This is a genomic window from Cohnella rhizosphaerae (genome assembly GCF_029525575.1).
Taxonomy (GTDB): Bacteria; Bacillota; Bacilli; order Paenibacillales; family Paenibacillaceae; genus Cohnella; species Cohnella rhizosphaerae.
Genome location: NZ_JAPDIA010000009.1, coordinates 1,159,880 through 1,180,969, shown reverse-complemented (window position 1 = coordinate 1,180,969; position 21,090 = coordinate 1,159,880). Strand labels below are relative to the sequence as shown.

18 protein-coding genes and 1 pseudogene are annotated in these 21,090 nt (G+C 60.4%); 3 read left to right on the top strand and 16 right to left on the bottom strand.

Going from position 1 to position 21,090, the window contains the following annotated elements:
• Positions 1–32 precede the first annotated feature (32 nt).
• The 3 genes and pseudogenes from OMP40_RS39420 to OMP40_RS39410 form a co-directional block, all read left to right on the top strand.
• Positions 33–287: pseudogene (locus tag OMP40_RS39420) on the top strand (starvation-sensing protein RspA); the annotation flags it as partial.
• A gap of 73 nt (positions 288–360) precedes the next feature.
• Positions 361–1,233 (top strand): enolase C-terminal domain-like protein, encoded by an 873-nt coding sequence (locus OMP40_RS39415; protein WP_277539658.1) that lies wholly within the window; start codon positions 361–363, stop codon positions 1,231–1,233.
• A gap of 277 nt (positions 1,234–1,510) precedes the next feature.
• Entirely contained in the window at positions 1,511–2,494 is a 984-nt protein-coding gene (locus OMP40_RS39410) for a ketoacyl-ACP synthase III (RefSeq protein ID WP_277539657.1), read from the top strand.
• A 369-nt stretch (positions 2,495–2,863) separates the two neighbouring features.
• On the opposite strand, the gene OMP40_RS39405 is transcribed toward OMP40_RS39410, so the two are convergent.
• From OMP40_RS39405 to OMP40_RS39330, 16 genes are all read right to left on the bottom strand, one after another.
• Entirely contained in the window at positions 2,864–3,433 is a 570-nt protein-coding gene (locus OMP40_RS39405) for a glycosyltransferase (RefSeq protein WP_277539656.1), read from the bottom strand.
• 128 nt (positions 3,434–3,561) lie between these two features.
• Positions 3,562–4,638 carry an NAD-dependent epimerase/dehydratase family protein gene (locus tag OMP40_RS39400; protein ID WP_277539655.1) on the bottom strand — a complete coding sequence of 359 codons (1,077 nt, stop codon included), beginning with the start codon at positions 4,636–4,638 and terminating at the stop codon, positions 3,562–3,564.
• Complete coding sequence (locus OMP40_RS39395) at positions 4,614–5,300, bottom strand: sugar nucleotide-binding protein (RefSeq protein ID WP_420872146.1); 687 nt, start codon at positions 5,298–5,300, stop codon at positions 4,614–4,616. The genes OMP40_RS39400 and OMP40_RS39395 overlap by 25 nt, the downstream gene beginning before the upstream one ends.
• A gap of 240 nt (positions 5,301–5,540) precedes the next feature.
• A complete protein-coding gene (locus OMP40_RS39390; protein ID WP_277539653.1) occupies positions 5,541–6,524 on the bottom strand; it encodes an SDR family NAD(P)-dependent oxidoreductase in 984 nt (327 codons plus the stop codon).
• On the bottom strand, positions 6,517–7,608 hold the full coding sequence (wecB, locus tag OMP40_RS39385; RefSeq protein ID WP_277539652.1) for a non-hydrolyzing UDP-N-acetylglucosamine 2-epimerase: 1,092 nt from the start codon (positions 7,606–7,608) through the stop codon (positions 6,517–6,519). The genes OMP40_RS39390 and wecB overlap by 8 nt, the downstream gene beginning before the upstream one ends.
• Before the next feature lie 4 nt (positions 7,609–7,612).
• Positions 7,613–9,190, bottom strand: coding sequence for a glycosyltransferase family 4 protein (locus OMP40_RS39380; protein WP_277539651.1), 1,578 nt, complete (start codon positions 9,188–9,190; stop codon positions 7,613–7,615).
• Positions 9,191–9,216: 26 nt separating this feature from the next.
• On the bottom strand, positions 9,217–10,362 hold the full coding sequence (locus OMP40_RS39375) for a CgeB family protein (protein ID WP_277539650.1): 1,146 nt from the start codon (positions 10,360–10,362) through the stop codon (positions 9,217–9,219).
• Positions 10,311–11,519, bottom strand: coding sequence for a CgeB family protein (locus tag OMP40_RS39370; RefSeq protein WP_277539649.1), 1,209 nt, complete (start codon positions 11,517–11,519; stop codon positions 10,311–10,313). Before OMP40_RS39370 ends, OMP40_RS39375 begins: the two co-directional genes overlap by 52 nt.
• Positions 11,520–11,707: 188 nt before the next feature.
• A complete protein-coding gene (locus tag OMP40_RS39365) occupies positions 11,708–13,903 on the bottom strand; it encodes a glycoside hydrolase family 78 protein (RefSeq protein ID WP_277539648.1) in 2,196 nt (731 codons plus the stop codon).
• Positions 13,893–17,936, bottom strand: a complete 4,044-nt coding sequence (locus OMP40_RS39360; protein WP_277539647.1) for a hypothetical protein — start codon at positions 17,934–17,936, stop codon at positions 13,893–13,895. The genes OMP40_RS39365 and OMP40_RS39360 overlap by 11 nt, the downstream gene beginning before the upstream one ends.
• A 51-nt stretch (positions 17,937–17,987) precedes the next feature.
• Positions 17,988–18,506: a hypothetical protein gene (locus OMP40_RS39355; RefSeq protein ID WP_277539646.1), complete on the bottom strand. Its 519-nt coding sequence runs from the start codon at positions 18,504–18,506 to the stop codon at positions 17,988–17,990.
• A complete protein-coding gene (locus OMP40_RS39350) occupies positions 18,496–19,149 on the bottom strand; it encodes an S-layer homology domain-containing protein (RefSeq protein ID WP_277539645.1) in 654 nt (217 codons plus the stop codon). Before OMP40_RS39350 ends, OMP40_RS39355 begins: the two co-directional genes overlap by 11 nt.
• Positions 19,150–19,621: 472 nt before the next feature.
• A complete protein-coding gene (locus OMP40_RS39345; protein WP_277539644.1) occupies positions 19,622–19,906 on the bottom strand; it encodes a hypothetical protein in 285 nt (94 codons plus the stop codon).
• A gap of 55 nt (positions 19,907–19,961) precedes the next feature.
• A complete protein-coding gene (locus OMP40_RS39340) occupies positions 19,962–20,366 on the bottom strand; it encodes a hypothetical protein (protein ID WP_277539643.1) in 405 nt (134 codons plus the stop codon).
• On the bottom strand, positions 20,363–20,704 hold the full coding sequence (locus OMP40_RS39335; protein WP_277539642.1) for a restriction endonuclease subunit S: 342 nt from the start codon (positions 20,702–20,704) through the stop codon (positions 20,363–20,365). Before OMP40_RS39335 ends, OMP40_RS39340 begins: the two co-directional genes overlap by 4 nt.
• 30 nt (positions 20,705–20,734) lie before the next feature.
• Positions 20,735–21,022, bottom strand: a complete 288-nt coding sequence (locus OMP40_RS39330; RefSeq protein ID WP_277539641.1) for a nucleoside-diphosphate sugar epimerase — start codon at positions 21,020–21,022, stop codon at positions 20,735–20,737.
• Positions 21,023–21,090: the final 68 nt, after the last annotated feature.

The window sequence follows — 21,090 nt, the reverse complement described above, 5'->3', positions numbered from 1 at the left end:
CGTCGAAGGACAATCAGGAGGGGGAATCTTAAATGAACAAATTGAGCATCACGAACGTAAAGACAATTCTGACTGCGCCTGACAACATCAATCTGGTCGTCGTGAAGATCGAAACGTCCGAGCCGGGCCTGTACGGATTAGGCTGCGCGACTTTTACGCAACGCTATTTAGCCGTGGCCAGCGCGATCGAGGATTACATGAAGCCGTTCCTCATCGGCAAAGATCCGCGCCGAATCGAAGATATTTGGCAAACCGCCATGGTCAGCTCCTATTGGCGCAACGGGCCGGTACTGAATAACGCGGTTTCGGGCGTCGATATGGCGCTTTGGGATATCAAGGGGGAAGCTGGCGAATATGCCGGTGTACGAGCTTCTGGGTGGCAAGGTTCGCGAAGCGGCCGCGGTATACCGTCACGCGGACGGACGCGACTTCAGCGAGCTGGAAGACAACGTCCGCAGATACATGGCGGACGGCATTCGCCACGTTCGTTGCCAGTTCGGCGGCTACGGCGGCCGCCATGACGTAAAGCCGCCGGAAGGCGCGCTGCCTGGCGCGTATTTCGATCCGGACGCCTACGCGCGCAGCGTGCCGAAGATGTTCGAGCACATCCGCGTGAACGTCGGGGAAGAACTCGAATTGATTCACGATATTCATGAACGGCTGTCCATCAGCGAAGCGGTGCGCCTCGCGAAGAACGTCGAGCCCTATCGGCTGTTCTATTTAGAAGATGCGTTAGCGCCGGAGCAATTGGAGGGATTCAAGCGGATCCGCGCGCAATGCGCGACGCCGATCGCGATGGGCGAGCTGTTCGTGCATCCGATGGAATGGGTGCCTCTTATCTCGCAAGGGCTGATCGACTTCATCCGATGCCACGTCAGCGCCATCGGAGGCATCACGCCGGCGCGGAAACTCGCGGCGCTGTCCGAAGCGTTCGGCGTGCGCACCGCTTGGCATGGACCGGGCGACGTATCGCCGATCGGCCACGCCGCGAACCTGCATCTCAACTTGGCGACGCCGAACTTCGGCATCCAGGAATGGAACCAATTTTCCGAGCGCGCGCAAGAAGTGTTCGTCGGTACGCCGCAGCTTCGTCAAGGATATGCCTTCGCGAACGAAAAGCCTGGCCTGGGAATCGAGCTGAACGAAGCGCTTGCGGCGAAGTATCCGTGCCGCAACGACTTGCCGGAATGGACGCTGGCAAGGCTGCCGGACGGTTCTCCGGGACGCCCTTAATCCGATAACGCAACGACCGCTTGCCTGATATTCCACAGGTGAGCGGTCCTTTTTTACTTTTCCAAAGCAATAAGTATGCTTCCAAAAAAGAAGATCCGCAGCCGGGCAAGAAGTACAGCTGGCGATAAGGCTGCTACGTTAAATGGCACGCGTGATCTATAATTATGACGCCACCCAATTGACTCTTTCCAATCAATTGACTCTTCGGTTCGGGAAGTGTATGATGAAATTAAAACCTGGTACTAATACCTGGAGCCAATCCAAGGAGGAATCTGCCATGCCGCTCCAATCCCGTTCCGCCATCACCGCGATCGGCAGCCATGTGCCGCAGCGCATCCTGAACAATGAAGAGCTGTCCGCCATGGTCGATACGAACGACGAGTGGATCGTCCGCCGCACGGGGATCAGCGAGCGCCGTATCGCCGCCGAGGACGAGTTCGCGAGCCATCTCGCCATCGCCGCCGTGCGCGATCTGCTGCGCAGATACCCGACCTCGACCGACGATATCGACGGCGTGCTGGTCGCCACTACGACGCCGGACAATCCGTTTCCGTCGGTCGCCTCGCGCGTGCAGGCGGCGTTCGGCTTCAAGGCCGCGCTGGCGTTCGACCTGAACGCGGCGTGCGCGGGCTTCGTCTCCGCGCTTCAGACGGCGAACGGGTTGATACTGACCGGCATGTACCGCAAGATTCTCGTGATCGGCTGCGAGACGCTTAGCAAGATTACGGATTACGCGGATCGCTCCACCTGCATCTTGTTCGGCGACGGCGCCGGCGCCGTGCTCGTCGAGCGGTCGGACGAGGGCCGGTTTCTGGCGTCGCACGCCGTCACGGACGGCAGCGGCGGCATCCACGTCTACGCCTCGGGCCTGTCGAGCGACTGGAACGGCCAGCCGCTCGAAGGCGGCGGCCGCATCGTGCAGAACGGCCGCGAGGTATACAAGTGGGCGCTCTCCACCGTGCCGGACGGCGTGCGAAGCCTGCTGCGGGACAGCGGGCTCGCCGCAGAGGCGCTCGATTGGATCGTGCCGCACAGCGCGAACCTGCGCATGATCGAGGCGATCTGCGAGCGGCTCGGCATGCCTTACGAGCGTGCGTTGACGAGCGCCGCCGAGTACGGCAATACGTCGGCCGCATCGATCCCGCTGGCGCTCGACCTCGCCGTGAAGGACGGCCGGCTTGCCGCCGGACAGACGGTCGCGCTGTACGGGTTCGGCAGCGGCCTGACGCAGGCGGGCTTGCTGGTGCGCTGGACCCTTTGATCCGGCGCGGGCGGATGTAGCGCGAGCGATGCACATCGTTCTCATTTGCGTCAACCCGCATGCCTTCCCGCCTATCTTCGTCCTGTGCTATCGCGCAAAAGTGCATCATCAAACACGGGTATGGCGTTTTTGGGGATCTATCGCGCAAAAGTGCGCGGTAGATCCCCCTCTTTTTTAGCGAGAAACTCGATGTTTCGGAGAAAAATGCTGCGCTTTTGCGCGATAGACGGAAAGCGACGAACGGATGCGGCCCTCGATCGTGCACTTTTGCGCGATAGCTCTCTGTACGCGAACTCACTTAATCGATTGACGATTTGCAAAGACGCCGCGGCGAAATAAAACGCCGGGCGTCTTTTTTGTTCGACTTCGTTATCTGCCTCTGCCGACCGTCGGCCGCAGCGCGCCGAGCAGCCGGCTCAGGCTGCCCCTGTACTTGGCCGCCGTCGCCATGAATTCCGCCTCCGCTTTACCTTGGTTGAGGATCGTCCCCATCCCGGCATGCTTGCGGTATTCCGTCAACGGTTCGTTCATATAGGTAGGCGGGTAGCCGGCCAGAATCGCGCGAATCCACAGATCGTAGTCATGGGTAAAAACCGCGCTTTCGTCGAAGCCGCCGAGCTGCTCGAACAGCGCCTTGCGCATCATCACCGTACAGCCGTTGATCGCATTCGAGCGCAGCAGCGACCGGTAGAAGTCGTACCGGCTCTCGAAGGCGAGCCGTACCGGCTTCGGACCGGGCACGCCTGCGGCATTGATCGTGCGGAAAGCGGTGTGGCTGATCGCGGACCCCGTCCGCTCCATATGATCAAGCTGGCGCGCGAGCTTGCCCGGCAGCCATCGGTCGTCCGAGCTGAGCCAGGCGACGTATTCGCCGCGCGCCATGCGAAAGCCGTGGTTCAGCGCGCTCGCCGTCCCCCCCGTTCGCCTTGCCGAGTACATGAATGCGGTCCCGGAAGCGCTGGAGCCGCCACGCTTCCCGCGTCGATCCGTCGTCGACGACGATGACCTCCAGCCCCTCGATGCGCTGGGCCAGCACGCTCTCGACCGCTTCTCCGATGTACTTATCGTTATAAAAAGGAATGACGGCGGTCACCTTCGGCCGGGCTGCGCCCGGGCCGTCCTCCAGGCTGCCGGATTTCCCGGCGTGCGGGCTGTTCATGCCGGTTCCACCCTTCCGGTAAATTCAAGATGCTTAAGCCGATTCGTCCGCCCGCTCCCGCTCGGACTGCAGCGTATCGGCGATCGAACGCTCGAACGGGACCGCTGGCTGCCAGCCGAGCTCGCGGATCGCGTCCGCGCGCCGCGCCTGCGGCGACGGACCGCCAGCCGTGCCGATCTCCCAGCGCAGCGGCACGCGGCTCGCCCGGTCGAACGCCGCCTTCACCTCGCCGAGGCTGCGCAGCGTGCCGGACTCCAGCGCGTAGCGGACGCCCGGCTCCCCCCGTCCGCAGCAGCGTCGCGTACGCGGCGGCGGCATCGCGTACGTCGAGAAAATCGCGCCGCTCCTCCAGCGAGGACAGGCGGAACGGCGCCGGCTCCCGCCCCCTCTCCGCGTCCCGTTCGCAGGCCGCGGCCCAGCGCGCGATCTTGCCGCAGATGCCGGCGCTGCCGCCGGGCCCGATCAGATTGCACGGCTCCGCGACGATCACCTGCTGGCCGTACCAGTGCTGCCAGGCCAGCGCAGCCGTCACCTGCAGCGCCTTGCTGAAGCCGTACGGATGCAGCGTGCGCGTCAGATCTTCGTCCGGACGCGGGCTCAGCATCGAACCGATGACCAGCGTCCGGCAATCCGGGAGCGCGCGGGCGGCTTCAAGCACGTAGACGGTCGACAGCAGGTTGGCGGCCAGCGCCAGATCGGGCGCGCGCCACGATTCGTCGACCGCATTGCGGCCGGCGAGATGCAGCACGGCGTCGGGTCGAACCCGATCGAGCAGCGACCGGACGGACGCGCGGTCCGTCAGATCGCAGGCAAGCTCGACTGCGGCGCCCGCAACGGGCCGACGTCCGGCTGCGGGCGCGCGCGGAGAGACGACGGCCGTGATCTCCATGCCCGCCAACGCCAGCCGTTCGCTCGCATGCCGGCCGCTGAAGCCCGCGGCGCCGGTGACGACGACCCGCATCAATCCGCGCCGCCCGCCATCCACTGCCGCAGCTCCGCCAGCATCTGCGCATAGCCCGGCGGCCGGTAGTCGAAGCCGCTCGCCGTCGGCGCCAGCGTGCGGTCGATCGCCGGCTCCGTCGCCGGCACGATACGGACGTCCGTTTTCCAGAATGTATCGGCGAACAGGCCGAGCAGTTCATGCTTGCTCACCGCTTCGGGCGCCGTCAGATGCACCAGACCGCCTACGTTCGGATTGGCGATCCCCCATTCCACCGCTTTAGCCAGCTCCAGCGTCGTCACGCCGTTCCATCTAACGTTGACGTAGCCGGGCACGCTGCCCTTGCTGCCAAGGAACCACTTGAGCAGGCCGACGCCTTGATCGCGCAGCTCCGGCCCGACGATCGAGGTGCGCAGCGTCAGGCAAGCGGGATCCGCGATCTCGCCGAGCGCCTTGCTGCGCGCGTATACCGTCACGCCGTCCGGCTGCTCCGTCTCGGTGTAGCCGCCCCGGTCGCCAAGGAATACGCAGTCCGAGCTGATGTGGATCAGCCTGCCGCCTTCGCGCCTGCACAGATGCCGCAGCCAGTGCGGCAGCAGGCCGTTCACGAGATAGGCGTCCAGCGGATGCTCCTCGGCCTGCCGGTTCAGCACGCCGACCGCGTTGACGATCGCGTCTGGCCGCACCTCGGCGACCGCGTCCGCCACCTGTTCGAATCGGCGAACGTCCAGCAGACGGACGCCAAGCGCCGCCCGCCCGCCTTCGCCGTTTTCGCCGATTCCGCTTTCGCCCCCCCGCCAGGTTCCCAATCCCGCCGCACGCGCTTTGAACGACCGGGATATCCGCTGCCGAACGGACCGTCACCGTCACTTCATAACCGTCTCGCGATTGCAGATAGGCCGCGATCGCATGCCCTGCCATCCCGGTTCCGCCGAGCACCAGCACTCTCATTGGAGGAATCCCCCTCTCACCAGCATGCTCCGGATTTCATCGTAGTTCATGAGCCCCGTTCCCGAGCTGTAGCTGTGCAGCTCCGCCCGCGGATAGGCGTCGTAGTGCGCCTGTAGGCCTTCGAGCTCGAGCGTGGGCAGAATGACCAGATATTCGTCGTCGTATTCGACGGTACTCTGGCTCTCGTATTCGGTGAGCAAAATCTCGTCGAGCTTCTCGCCCGGGCGTACGCCCGTCTCCACGATCTCGGCGGACCTCCCCATGGCGTCCATGAGCACCTCGGCGAGATCGACGATCCGGCAGGTCGGCATTTTCATGACGAAAATCTCTCCGCCCACGCTCACCTCCACCGCCTTGAACAGCAGCTTGATCGCGTCCTGAAGCGTGAGGAAGAAGCGCGTCATGTCCCGGTGGGTCAGATTGACCTGGCCGCGGTTTTTGATATGGTCCATGAACAGGTGAATGACGCTGCCGTTCGTGCCGAGCACATTGCCGCCGCGTACGCAGACGAACTTCGTGTCGGACTTCAGCAGGTTCGCGTACACGATTAGCTTTTCGCCGATCGCCTTGGTCATGCCGTAAAAGTTGGACGGATTCGCCGCCTTGTCGGTCGAGATGTTGATGACGCGTCCCACTTTGTTTTCGATCGCCGCCTCGACGACGTTTTGCGTTCCGAGCACGTTCGTCTTGAGCGCTTCGTACGGCTGGATCTCGCACACGGGCACATGCTTCAGCGCAGCCAGGTGGAACAGAATATCCACGCCCTGGCAAGCCTTGGAGAGCGCCTCGCGGTCCCGCACGTCCCCGATGAAAAAAGTCAGCCGGGGATCCTCGAACTCGCGGCTCATCGCCACCTGGCTGGATTCGCTTCGCGAATAGACGATGATCTCCTTCGGCCCGAGCGTCAATAGCTGACGCACCAGCTCATGCCCCCATGAGCCGGTGCCCCCGGTTACGAGGATGCGTTTCCCCTCATACATCCATCATCCCTCCAAGCACGTATTTGGCCACCTTTGCAGATACTTGACGGTCCCCATAGCCCTCAGGCAGCTGCCAGCCCGCGCCGAGACGAATCATCGCGTCCGCGGACCTGGCGATCGCGCGCGCCTCGACGCCGGACACGATGTTGCTGCCGCAATCGACCGTCTCCGGGCGCTCGGTCGTCCGCCGCACCGTGACCGCGGGCACCTGGAAGATGCAGCATTCCTCCTGAACCGTCCCGCTGTCGGTCAGTACGCAGCGCGCGCTGCGCTCCAACCGCACAAAGTCGAAAAAGCCGAACGGCTCGTGGAACTCGAGCAGCGGGTGGATCAGCTCGGCCATGTCCGTCGTGAGGCGCGAGCGCGTCCGCGGATGCAGGCTGCAGATGAGCCGCATCCCCTGCTGCTCCGCCGTCATGCCGAGGCCGGTCACGATCTCCCGCAGCCGTCCCGGATCGTCGACGTTTTCCGCGCGATGGATCGTGGCGAGCAGATAGCCGCCGGGCTGCAGCTTCAGCCGCTCCAGCACGTCGCTGGCGTCGATTTTCGGCTTGTAGTGCTCGAGCACCTCGAAGATCGGATTGCCCGTCTTGAAAATCCGCGCGACGGGAAAGCCCTCGCGCAGCAGGTTTTGCTTGCTGTTTTCCGTATAAGGGAGATTGGCGGTCGACACCGCGTCGATGATGCGGCGATTTTTCTCCTCCGGCACGGCCAGATCGAAGCAGCGGTTGCCCGCCTCCATATGCACGACCGGAAAGCCGAGCCGCTCCGCAAGCACCGCGCACAGCGCGCTGTTCGTGTCGCCGAGCAGCAGCACGCGGTCCGGCCGCTCGCGCAGCAGCACTTCCTCGACCGCGGCGAACGTGGCGGACAGCTGGGCCCCGACCGTTTCCTTGCGCGCCGCGATTTGAACGTCGGGCTGCCGAAGCGCCATTTCCTCGTAGAAAATGTCATTCAGCCTCGGCGAGAAATTTTGCCCGGTATGCACGATCACGTGACGACTCGAGAGATCGTCCAGAAGGCGCGTGAGCAGGCTGAGCCGGATAACCTCCGGCCGCGTGCCCAGGATCGTGACGACTCGCATGCCATCATCTTCCTTTCCTTTTCCTCGCAGATGTTGACTTTCTTCTCCTGCGTCCGCCGCTTCGCCCGGCGATTCGCCTGCGGCCGCGTCCCCCGCGGCGGACGGCGCCCGAACGCATCCCGCGAATCCGGGAGCGACCGCGCTTCCGCAGGCGCCGGCGTCCCCGCCGCGGCCTGCGGCTCGCCGCTTCGATCAGCGGCTCCCCGTCCGGGATGAAGTCGAGGACAAGCTCCGGAACGTCCCGGATGTCCTCGAAGCGGAAGCCGTGATCCCGCAGCGCCTTCGGCGTGGTGAAGGGACGCTTGCGGCCGTTCTGGATCAGGTACACCGTGCCCTTGCCCGCGCCGCGCAGAAGCCCCTGCTGCGGAATCTCGGGCTGCGGCGCCTCCGGCCGGGCGGACGCCGGCGGCGGCAGACGCCGGAGCCAGGCGCCGAGCGCCTCGCGGAATCGCCCGACGCTAAAGCGCTCCGCCGCGAGTCTGGCGTTGTTCGCGCCGAGCGACTGGCGCAGCGCCGGATCGCTTAGCAGCATGGAAAGCCGTTCCGTCAGCCCCTGCGTATGCCCCGTCGTCACGAGCCACGCGCCGGCCTCCGCCTGCTCGAGAATTTCGCGCAGTCCGCCCGCCGCAAAGGCGACGACCGGCTTGCCGAACATCATCCCCTCGAGCGCGGTCATGCCGAAGCCCTCCGGGACGAGGCTCGGGACGACGACCGCATCCATCGGGGCGTAGATTTCCTCGATCTGCTCGCGGAATTCCATCCAGGCGAAGCGGCTGCTCAGATCCTGGCGCCAGATGAACTCCCGGCACATATGGACATACGCTTCGTCGACCGACTTGCCGACGATCATCGCGCGTACGCCCGGGTGCTGCTTCATGAGCGGGACCATCGCGTGGACGAACTCGAGCAGTCCCTTGTTCGGATAGATCGTGGCGGCCACGAAGCCGGCCACGAAGTTTTCCTCGCCGAAGCCGAGACGGCTGCGCTGGCGCGCGCGGATGTCCGGCCATCGCTCCGGAGCGTGGGCGGACGGCTCGACGTACGGCCGCAGCACGACCGTCTTGCCGCCCGCGCCGGATTCGCGGTAAGGCTCCAGCACGCTGTCCGAGATGCCGACGATCAGCTGGCTGTATAGACTCACGATCGCAGCGGCCTGCGGCCGGTGCGGCGCATTTCGCATCGTCTCCATGACCGACCAGATCGTCGGAATGCCAAGAGAAGTCGCGGCCATCGCGGGCATCGGATGCACGGTCGTGTTGGTCCAGACGTAATCCGGCGACTCGCGGAGCATCAGGAAGACGAGCGGCTCCCACGCCGGATGCGACGGCAGCGCGCCGATCTCGGCGTCCACCTGGGGCAGCGCGCTGAACAGCGCAAGGCTGAGCGGCAGCTCCATTTCAATCGTCCCGATCCCGGCGGCGCGCGCCTGCGCGGCGAGCACGCCCTCCTGCGGCACGACCAGCCTGCAGTCGAAGTGCGCCGCGAGCTCGCGGATGAAGAGGAGGAACAGCTTTTCCGCTCCGGTCATCACGTCGACGCCGCTGAGATGGGAGAATAGAAGCAGCTTCGGCTTTGGGCCCACGGCGCCTCATCTCCTTTAGTAGAAAGTTAGGCCAGCGGCATCGTGGCCAGGTCCAGCAGCTGCGACAGGCGGGACACGTACGTGTGGTCGCGCAGCGTCCGGTGCAGTCCGCGAAGCGCGATCTGCCGCCGCTCTTCTTCGTGCGAGAGGTAGTAATCCATCTTGTCGGCCATGTCCTGCGCCGAATCGTAGGTGACGATCTCGACGCCCGGCGTATAAAATTGCGCCAGGTCCTCCCGGTTATCGCTCATCAGAAGCGTGCCGCAAGCGGCGATCTCGAAGGTGCGCGGATTCGGGGAGACCGCCGGGATGTTGTAGATATTGCGGTTAAACGTACTGTCGTCGTGCGCCCGGTGGACGTTGATGACGATCTTGTGCGCATTGTACTGCTCCGCCGTATCGATCGGTCCCATCCATTTGCCCAGATCGATCCGGTCCTGCCATTTCGCATAATCGGAAAGACGATCCCACCACAGTCCCGACAGCCTGAAGCTGCGCTTCGACATGCGCGGAAGCAGCTCCTCGAACAGCCGGATCCGGTTCCAGTAGGCGCTGCCGATGAAGCAGATGTCTCCCCGCAGCTCGTACCGGGGATTGCGCGGCCGGAAGTCGGCCGTATGCACGCCGAGCGGCAGGTAGTGAACGCGAGCGCAGCCGCGCTGCTCGTAGAACGGCACGCAATTGCGCTCGAGCGTGAACACGAAGTCGTAGTGCGGCGCCAGATTCGCCGTCACCTCGGTGTAGTACGGATCGTCCGTGAACCAGATCGCGGTCCGAATGCCCATGGACCGGAGCGCGTCGATCGTGGATACCGGAAAATCAAGGCCGTCCAGCACGATGGCCAGCGCGGGCATCTCGCGGGTCGCGAAGCCGAGAATATCGTCCTTCGGCGACATGACGGACAGCCTGGCCACGAGCTGCGTCAGCGTTTGGCCGACCGCATTGTCGAGCGGGCTGTACGGGAAGCCTTTGCCCGAAGTAATGAAGAGCACGTGCATATCCCGGATATAGAAAGGCGCGACCGTGCGCTGGACGATCGACTCGCATTGGCCGTACCAATATCCGTGCTGCCAGCCCAAGCCGTAGCCGTCGCCGACGGCCGGGCGGTTTCTCCGTCTTTTTACCGGCATCGCGGCCGCTTTTTTTCTGCGCACTCCGACGATCTTAGCCAATCGTGCTTCCCTCCCCCTGCCGGCGGCTTTTCGGGATCGGCCAGCCCGATCGTATCGAGCAGCCGCGTCACCCTGCCGACGAACGTATGCTCGGCGCGCGTCCGCCGATAGCCGCGGGCCGCCACCTTCAGCCGCTCCTCTTCGTTGCGCAAATAGTAATCGACGATCTCCGTCAGCTCGCGCGGATTCGAGAAGGACGCCATCTCTTCTCCGAGCCGGTAGTATTCCGGAAGCTCGGGTCGCAGGTCCGTCAGTTGCAGCGTGCCGCAGGATGCGATCTCGAACGTGCGGGGATTGACCGAATGTCCCTCCCAGCGGTGCGTGTTTTTGTTGTCGCTGAGCGGCTCCGTCGTCCGATGCATATTGATGACGATCTTGGCGCCGTTGTAATACTTGACGGTCTCCGGCACCTCGATCCAGCCGCTGCGGACGAACTTCGAGAGCCGGTCGTAATGGCGCATCCGATCCCAATGGCTGCCCGCGATGAGCACCTTCTTGTCTTTCAGATAGTCCACGATGCTGTCGAACAGCTCGACGCGGTTCCAGAAAGCGACGCCGATAAAGCAAATATCCGTCCTGTACGCTTCCTCGACGGCCATCGGCCTGAACAGCTCCTGATGGGCGGCGAGCGGCAAGTGATACGCCTTTTCGCATCCGAGCTCCTCGTATTGCGGCACGCAGCTCCGCTCGTGCGTGAACACGTAGTCGTAGCTTGGCGCGATCGCCGCGGAGTCTTCCGATACGTACGGATCGTCCACGAACCAGATCGCCGTCTTGATTCCAAGCCGCCGGATTCCCTCGATCTGCTCTCGCTGATTCGCGGGAAACGTATGGAGGCCGTTCATCACCAGCACCGCATCGGGCCGGTAATTCTCCGCGTACGTCAGCATTTCCGCCTGCGGCGATACGATCAGGTGCGTCGTCTCGCCGAGCGCGGCGACGACGCCTTGGTCGATCGCGTCGAAGCCTTGCGGCACGTACATGACGCGCCAGGGTCTGCGGCGGACGGACGGCGGCGGAGTTGCCTCCGCGATTCGCCGGCATGCGCCCAGCCTCCAGCCCTCCAGCCAGCCTTGCCTGCGTCCGGACGCGAGGTACGGACCGGGCCGCAGGCGTCTCCGAATGCGTCTTCCTCTGTGTCCGCGCTTGTACGGCATGTTCATCACCCGGATACAATATATGCGCCTCTCTCGGACAGGACGTGGACGCATATCCATCCGCAAGCGCCAATTCGGGGCGATCGGCCCCCGGACAAGTCGCACGGTTCCAGGGACGAACGTCCGCATGCATGCAAAAACAGCTCCGGAAGGACGATGTCCTTTTCCGAAGCTGTTTTTCACTGTTTTTATTGAACGCGATGCACGTTCGTAAATCCGTCCACCGTATCGACGACGCGGACGACGGCCGTCGACTTCTTGACGACGCCGTTCGTGTACGTCGCCGTAAACACGAAAGTATAGTCGCCTTCCGGAAGCTCCTTGAGCGGCGCCCCGTATTGCTCGCTGCCGAGCTCGCCCTTCCATGCCGTCGGCCTGTTCGGCTGGACGGCTTGCAGCGCCGCCTTCAGCTTCGGTCCCGCTTCGGCGCTGACGGTCGCGGCCTTCGTATCCGAAGCGCCGGTGTCCGTCGTCGCCGCTTCAAGGACGAACAGCTCGCCCGCCCAGAACCAGTGGGCCGGACGTTCCTTGCCCGGATGAGCCGCATTGAAGCGCAGACGGTTGTCCTCCCACGCCGCCGTGTGCAGCACCCGTCCGGTCACGCCCAGCGGCGCGACGGCGATCGTCTTGACGACGGTGACGGCCGGCGCCTTGCCGTCGCTCACCGTCAGCCGCACGGTCCAGTCGCCCGGCGTACCGGCGACGAACGTCGGACCCGCTCCGCCGTAAGGCGGCGTGCGCTGCTCGTTCACGGTGCGCTTCGCGCCCGTCGGCGACTCGATCTCGTAGACGGCGTTCAGCCTGTCGCCGTCCGGATCCGCCATCGTCGGGAGCAGCTTGACCGTGTCGCCTTCCCAGACGGGCTGAGGCATCCAGGAGAGATCCGCCGTCGGCGGCTTGTTCGTCACGATGCGGAAGCAATGCGGCGCGCTCCAATCCGACCAGTCCGTACCGTCCATGACGCGAACGTAAACATAATAGGTCGTATTGTCCGCGAAGTCCGACGCAGGCGTCCATGCAAGATCCGATCCGCCGATCGCGACCGAATCCCTGTAAAACGTACCGTCGGCCTTGTAGAAATGCAGCTGGTACTGCGTCTGCCGGTCGCCATCCCCGTCGCTGTAGGTCCACTTCATCGTCGGCCGCTGCGTATCGTACATCGTCGGCGCAGCTGCGCTCGCGCTGGCCGGCTCCGTGATGCCCGCGACCGGCTTGCGGTTGACGATCGAGACGTTATGCGAGATTTCCGCATAGAGGCCGTAGCTGTTAATGACCACCTGGCGAACTTGGAATACGCCAAGCGAACTGAAGTCCTTCGTCCAGCTGGTCCGGACGTCGCTCTGCAGCGTTTCCGGTCCGCCGGTCGTCAGATTCTTAATGTAGTAGGCATGCTCGACGTTATCGCGCGCTCCGTCCTGCGGATCGCTGGCCGTCGAATTGATCGTCACATTCGTGAAGCGATACTGCGTCGACGGCGCGATCGTAAAGCCCGGATTCGGCGGCAGCGGCGCGGAGCCGCCGGCGACGATCGTCTGCGTGGCCCATTCCGACCAGGCGTTGTACTCGTCGCGGACGGAGAGCTCGATGATGTACGTGCCGCCGAACAGCTTGGTCGGCTTCAGATCGATGTACCTCGAGCTACCGGCTGCGCGGTACCGGTAGCGGTACTCCAGGACGCCGCGCGTCGCCTGGTAGTTGATGCCGGTGTTCTCCGTCGCGTACGAGCCATTCGCCGGGTTGTAGCGATCCGGATCGTAGGAGGCATCGGCATAGCTGATCGTGCCGTTTGAATTCCAGGTCGCCGTAAAGTCGGCGATCGGCCGGCGATGCACCCGGATCTTGCCCGTTACGATGTTCGACTCCTGGCGATAAGCATTAAAGGCGACATCCGGATAACGATGCGACGGATGCGGATCGTCCTTGGTCTTATACGTGAACGTATAATCTCCGGAGAACGGGAACGCGAGCACTGGCGACGTCAATGTCTGACCGCTGAACGCCGCGGTCCCTTGCGGCTGCAGCAGCGCATTCGGGTTATGCGAATACACCCACGAATCTCCGGCTGTCAGCTTTGGATCGCTTTCCTCATCGCTATAGGACATCGTGTAGTTAACCTGCTGACCGACAAGCGCGATGCCTTCGATCTTGCCGTACCCGGCCGGCGCCGCCTCCGTCGATGCGCCTAGGAACGAAACGTCCTGCTGCGCGCGGTTAATGATCCCGAACTTGCCGTCCGTCCATGTTGATTCGTTGATCGTCGCTTGGTAGAGGCGATTCACATAGACGTCGAAGGAATTGACACCCGGTACGAATTTTACGTCGTACACCTGATTGGCCACCATCGGGTACGACTTGCTCCAGACGACGCTCGCGTTACCGTTCACCGTCTTTTTTGACGCGCAACTCGTTCGCTTCCCACTCGACGCTGTAGTAGTTCCGATCGTCCCGGATCCGGTAGGCGAACCCGGTGCCCTTGCCGTCGGGCGCGCCGGCTTTGAGACTTGCCTTCAGCGTCTGGTTAGCGGCGACGAACGAACCCGTGATCAGGTCCGGCGTCGATTCGCCGGCATCGACAATCTTGGGCCGCGGCGTGGCGCCGTTCGTCTTCAGGATATAAAAGGCGCGCGAATAGTCGCGGAATTCAAGAATAAACGTCTGATCGTCATGCGGATGGATTAAAGTCGGAAACCCGGTTCCCGGATCCGTCCAAGGATAGCTATACATGGCCATGTTCGGCGTATTGCCTTCCACCACGACCGAAAAATCGTTCGGATCGATCACCATGTACTTGATGTACACAGCCCATGGGCCTACTGCCGTATCCATACACATCCCCATGATCGTAACCAGGCCGTCCGCGCCGACGAATCCGTATTGCGCCCTGCAGACGACCCCTTGATTTCCTGGGCGAATCTCGGGCATTCGGAACGGGATCGTCTTTAACAAGTTGGCGCTCTCGTCGTACACTTTGACATCGTGCGCATCGTACGATGCCCCGGAAAACCAAACATGGTCCTTGTAATCCAGCGCCAGGAGCACCGATGTCAAGTCGTCGCCGTCAAAGCGATAATTCGGAAATTGAGAATACGTCAAAGCGCCGTTCGGGGCCAACTTATAGATTCTGGTTTGGGCGCCGTATGGCGGTACATTAAGATGGTCGCCGCTGCCGGCCCCGATAAGATTGCCGCTGCTGTCCGTTCCGATGAAATAAGGCTGCGAATGATCCTGATCGCCATTGGACCAGTTGTTGCCGTAACTGGCCTTCGGCGTCATGTTCGGATTAAACATAACATAGCTGTAACTGCCGTTGCCTGCAGAGTTGCCGTAGAAGTAATTATATTTAAACGATGTGAACGCCCGATCGGCATTTAAGCCGGTGAATGTTATCCCCGTATCGTTGCCATTAAAGTCGTACTTTTTGGTTCCGAGCAAGTAACCGTCCGGCCCGATAAACGTACGTCCATAGGCGCTGATCGGAATCTTAAAGCTTTCCGCACCGGTATCGCGATTATAGCCAATGAAGAATTCTTTCGCCGGATCGTTTTTATCCATGACTGTTACCGTCAGCGTGTTGTCGTGTACCCGCATCACTTGCTCGCTGGTATGATACACTTCGGTAAAATGAATCATGTCGATGGACGATCCGTAAACCCAGCGTTGATTTTCTAAAGGCGTATAGGGAATGGTCTTGCTCCATATCAGGTTGAAGGATTTGTCGTACACATAAATCGTCTGATCATTATAGTAGTATCGATCAGGCTGCGTCATGATGTAGGTGTACTTGTCATCTTCGATCCAACCCATGACGGATCCGGACAAGCCTGGAATAAAGAGCTGGTTCGTTGTCGGGTTGCTTTGCATGCTGTAAAAGGGCGTCGCCACGCGATTTTCGAAGCCGTAGGTCTCGCCGTATTCCGTCAATGTTCCGTTGTCTTTAAAGCCCTGAAAATAAAACGGCACGCCGTTCTGATAATCCGAAGTGAAAGGCTTATGCGCTTGGCCGACGTTGCGCAGAGGCGTCTTGATTTTTGTTTTGAGAACGCCGTTCTCCAGCTTCCAGCTCGATTTATCGCCGACAGTCCCTTTCGCAAGGTTGAAAAATCGTCCGGTGTTGAAAAGATCGGTCATCAGCATCGGCGTAGCGCTCGGCGGATCCGTCACATCCGATTCTGTTTTAACGTCTGCTGTCGGAGCGAGGTTCGTCACGTTCAGCGTACGCTCGGATTCCGGCTGTCCATTCGTGTTGCCGCATTTACCGAAGTCCTCGCAGACGGTCTCCTGAAACAAATACTTGCCGACCCGGCTCGGCGTGAATGTGAAGCTTTCGGCGTCCCCGTTGCCGTTTACGACAATCTGCCAGCTATCGTTGGCAAACCCGTCGTTGGCGGCGTCGTACTTCATTTCGATCTTGTGCGATACGATCTGATCGTAGTCCGGGCTGTAAGCGCCGCTTTGGATGGCGGAAGTCCCCAGGCGCGTACCTTCCGTCGGCACGGCGAGCGTATCGATCGGCGGCAGATCCGGGAGGACTTCGATTGTCTTTTGCGCGATATCGGACCAGCGGCCCTCCTCGTCTTTGACGCGCAGCCTCACGATCTCGTTGCCCGGCGTGTAGTAGCGATCCGCCTTGTTGGTCCAATCGTACTCCGTGATTTGCAGCCCCAACGGACTATAGGATAAGGTACCGTCGATCGGAGACGGCAGCGCCCGGCCCTCCACGACGTTGATCGGCGCTCGGATGACGGCAACGGGCTTCGCGTCGACGACGTTCAGCGTGGCCGAAGTCGTGTACGTCGCTCCCTTCGTGTCCTGAACCGTCATCTTGATCGTATGCGCGCCTAGCTCCGTGGCCATTATGCCGGCAAATCCGTTAATGCCCTCGTAGGGGCCGCCCCCAAAAGCTTCGCCCTTGGATTTGAGCCAATCCGTGCCGCTGTCGAAGTCCCAGTCCTTGACCGTCACCTCGTCGCCGTCCGGATCGCTTTTCTCCATCACCTTCACGTCCACGATGCTGTTCTGCGCCACCGCTGCCACCTGGTTCGTCGTTCCCGACTTCAGCCAGCTAATGCGAGCAACCGGCGGCTTATTGTCCGGCGTCGGCGTTGGAGTCGACGTCGGTCCGGATGTCGGAACCGGCGTAGGCGTGCTGCCACTGCCGGGACTCATTACTTCAAGCGGTTGCGGACCGATCCAATCACTGCCGCAGCTCGTGTTAATTTGCATGTAAACATCGTGCGTCGAACCGGACTGGATGACGTATGGATACTTGGCAGATGTGTAAACGTCATCGGTAGTCTTACTTGTAATGGATGAACCCTCGAAAACAAGCGTCCCCCGCGTGATACGGAATTTCAACGATTGGAACGTACAAATGCCGGTCGTCTCGATGTCGCGCGGATGGAACTTAAAAGTATCCCCGTATGTAATCGTGTTGGCGGGCAGTATGTCGAAGTCTCCGGTGAAGCCGTTTTTGTTGGGGGCAGGCGGCTCGTAGTTGATTGTAATGGTGCCTTGGTAGGCGTAGGTGGTGGCTTTCCAAGAAGTTAATATATTCATGAAGTAATTACGCATGATTTTAAGACCGCTTTTTCCGTTGTTAACGTTCTCGTAATCTGATCCTTCAGCACCGGTACTTATAAGTGCGCGATGGGCTTTCAGCTTTCCTTTTCCGCAATTGCCTGCACCATACTCCATTACAGTGACCCCGCCAAGCGATGGCGTAGCTCCAGTAATCGTGACAGAACAGGATACAATTGAAGTCCAAGGAACCCGTTCTGTCGAATCAAAGCTTCCTTTCACTAAGTACATATTATCAACTGGAGGAACATCCTTCGAATAGCTGTATGCATCTCCGTTACTAAATCTCAAAATATTATTCGGAATCGTTACGGTTGAATTGTTATTTCGTAGATCGGATCCAGATACGGGGATCAGGCCTGGGCAACCGGACACGCTTCCTGTAAAGCATCCAGATCCAGACATCGGCGCATATTTGATTGAGTATATTCGACCAGTATCCGGATCTGTCGCACCAATAGTCCATCCTTTCCCGTCCTGTGTACGTTCTGCCACAAAACCAGGGTTCGAGAATCCTTCGCCAAATATCGTGGTTTCTTTTCCATCTGCCGTAAAGTTAATTTTATTGCCTGACACTGGGCCATTTATCGTCTTACTTACTCCATTAATCGTGTACGTATAGTTCTTAATAGTCCGGCTTGTGGAAATTGGGACAGCAACGTTTAAGCTGGACTTATCAAAATAGTAGCTACCTTTGACTTTTTGAATTGTGGAAGCACCAAAATTCAAGTCTAATGTTTGTGAATTATTTGCAACTGCTTCTGTCCTCGAAGGTGCAGGCAGAAAACCAACTAACAGAGTAAGTAGCAGTGCAAGATTAAACAAGCGCCGGTTTAACATAAAATTTTATGACCTCCTTAACTTTCAGCACTCAGGAGAACATAACCTTGCTTATATCCGTTGAAAATAGGAACTTTTTTTACTATTTTGATGCTGTTCCAGATAACTCTTTGAAATAGCCATGACATACCAACCTTCTTTGCTTTGTTGCTTTGATAGGTCCATAGCAGTGAGGAGATTAAAGAAGTCGCTTGCCACATCGTTTACATCGTTGTAAACCCAATGAAAACCTGTAGACGGGGTATAAGGAGTGATTTTATTTCCATTAAATGACCACATTCCGGACGAGATCTTTGCCGTCTCCAGGTTAAAATGTAATGCCACGACATAAGCGTCCTTTTTGAAATAGCTGGCATCAAATGTACTCACCAGGTTAATCGCCCGTTTCCGCAGCGGCGACTTAGGATCATCCAGGTCAATAACGACCATTTTGTCGAGTGTTACGTCAACCTGCGGACCGAAATCAAGCTTCGCCGGCAGCGCAATCGGCTTTACGCCCCATGCTTCCTCTAGGTTCGTTCCCTTATAGATAATCGCCGCGTTCTGCACCGCATTCTTATCAGCCGTCAACTTGCCCCCCCGCCCGAACCGTCGAGAGCCGCTCAATAACCGCCACGGCCTCGGCCCGCGTCGTCGTGCCTTTTTCGTTCAAAGTACCATCCGCAATCCCGCCGATCAGCCCGACCGAAGCCGATTTGTACAGTGCTTCTCCGTCCGTCAGCTTCTTGCCCCGCACCGAGTCATCCGTGCCGCGAACGAGTAGCTTGGACATTTCCGTGCGATTCATCTGGCCATCCCAGCTCGCGCCCAGGTCGCTGTCCTGCAGCAGCGCAGCAGCCTTCAACGCAGATACATAGGGCATGTACCACTTCGTACCAGCGCTTGCGGAAGTAACAGGCAGATGCAGCGAGTCGGCGACCATCTTCACGAATTCGGCGCGCGAGACTTCTTTGTTCGGCTTAAATGTGCCGTCGGGGTAGCCTTTGACATAACCTTTGGCGACTGCGGTCTCGATCGCCTGCCTCGCCCAGTGACTGCCGATATCGTTCAGCGGATTCGCCCCGTTAGATAGGTTCCCGCCCGACTGCTTACGCTCGGACGAAGCGCCATAAACATCGGCTGTATGCAGCAGCACCGCAGTCAACATAACGGAAATAAACACGAGACGCGAGAGACGCCCCTTCTTCTTCATCCACGCCAATTGCCCGATCATTACAAATCCCCCCGTTTCTAATGGATAATGGCACCTCTGTAATACGATTAGTGGTCAGAAAGCATCTATTTCAGCACGAAGCCTCCTCCACCACGCCAACAGTTGTCAAAAGGCATTTATTTCCCCACTTTCACGCGTCCGACTCCAATTTACGATCATTTAGATGCCTTTTGACAACTATCCGAGCGTTTGAGCGGACGTCGGTTAAATTAGTTGCCTTTTAACACTTATCGCGCCCTCGCCTCGCCCCCACGCCGATACGCACACAAGACGCAAAGTACCGTTAAACGTAAATAGGCATAAAAAAAGGAAGCACGAGAGACGTCTGACTTCGTCTGCGGGTGCTTCCTCGCATTTGATTATCCTATTTTTGGATAGTATATAATCGATCGGCAAATTTCGTCAATAGTTCATTTCGTGGGGCTTCTGCCCTGAAGCGGCTTGCTGCTCGGATCCACTCCTGCGCCTCCGATCAAACCTGCTGATCGTATGCGAGCTGGTGGCCGTCTTCGAAACCTTTGGCAAAGCCTGCATTGTAGCCTTCATTGTAAGCCTGGTTAAAGCCCGCGCTCGGCTTGGCCGCCCTCTGCCTGCGGCTTCTGACGCGGCCGATTCGCCTCTTGCCGCCGGCTGGCGCGCGTTTTTTGAGGCCGGGCTTCCGCCTCGGCGCTGCGACTTTCCTCCGCAGCGTACGCGTTCTCCGCCTCGGCTTCGCCCGTTTCGTTTTGCGCAGCGCATGTACAGCCATGCTCTCCATAGCCGCTTCTCCTCCACTCGACGATTAGCTGCAGCTTGACTGCAGCCGTTAAACCTCAAAGCTCATGCCCGCCCGTACTCCCCCTAGCGCTTGCTGTCCCCGCGTATCCCGCGCATATCAGCCAGCCGTTGCCGGCGATTCGATCCGCCTCGTCGCGCTTCCTTCGGTCCCGCCCCCCCGAGACGATCGTCAGGCGCACGGCCGCCCCCTTTTTCAGCCAAGGACGAACCGGCCTGCCTTGCCTTGGCGGCGTCCAGGACACGCCGGCCACGCTTCTCGCCATCTCGGCTTGCAGCCCCGTCATCACCCGCACGTGCTCGCGCAGCACAGAAGCGGACGGCGAGCTCGCGGCGCCGACGTCTGCCGCGCTCTCCAGCATGCGAGCCATCGCTTCCTGGCTTCGCGCGATCGCCTTCAGCATGGCAAGCTTCGCTTCCCACTCCGCGTTCAACCGGCTCATCCGTCCGAGTCGCCGCCTCCGAAGCCGTCCAGCAGTCCGGACAGACCGCCGCCTTCTTCTTCGTCGCCGCCCGGCGAGAGTATCGTTTTCATGCTGCGGTTCATCCCCTGGCACAGCTTGGTCAGACTCTCAATCAGCTCAACGTTTTGCTCGTGAATTTTCAGGGAGGTAGACAGGTTCGACGCATGGTCGGGGATCGAGTCCGTGGTGACGTGCATGCACAGCCAGTTGCGAACCTTCTCCGCCTCGAAGGCCTTCGCTTCCAGAATCATCGCCATGTTCCACTGCATCTTGGCGATCGCATTTAATGTATTGTAATAGGCTTCCTCTCTCGTCATCGCCGATCTCCTCCCTGCGAGGCCCGCCCGTCATTCTTCGTCGGGAATGTTCGCCGCCTTCACGATCTGCTCGAGGCTGTCGGCCAGCGCGTCTTGCATATCGGCCAGTCCGACCACGTAGGCAATGATGTTCTTGGTGACGTCCGCGGAACCTTCCAGCAGTCCGTCCAGTCCGCTTAAATCGGGATGCATATCCGGTATGGCCGTGACCATCTGCGACATCCGCACCGCGATCTGACGCTTCGCGTCCAATATGCGCGCCATATGCTGGTGGGAGTGGGACAGGTGAACCGCCACTTCAGTCAGCAATTTTTGCAAGGTTCCGCCTCCCCCGCCTCCGCTTGCGGTGCTCGTGTACGTGCCGTTCGGCGCGCTTCATGCCTCCA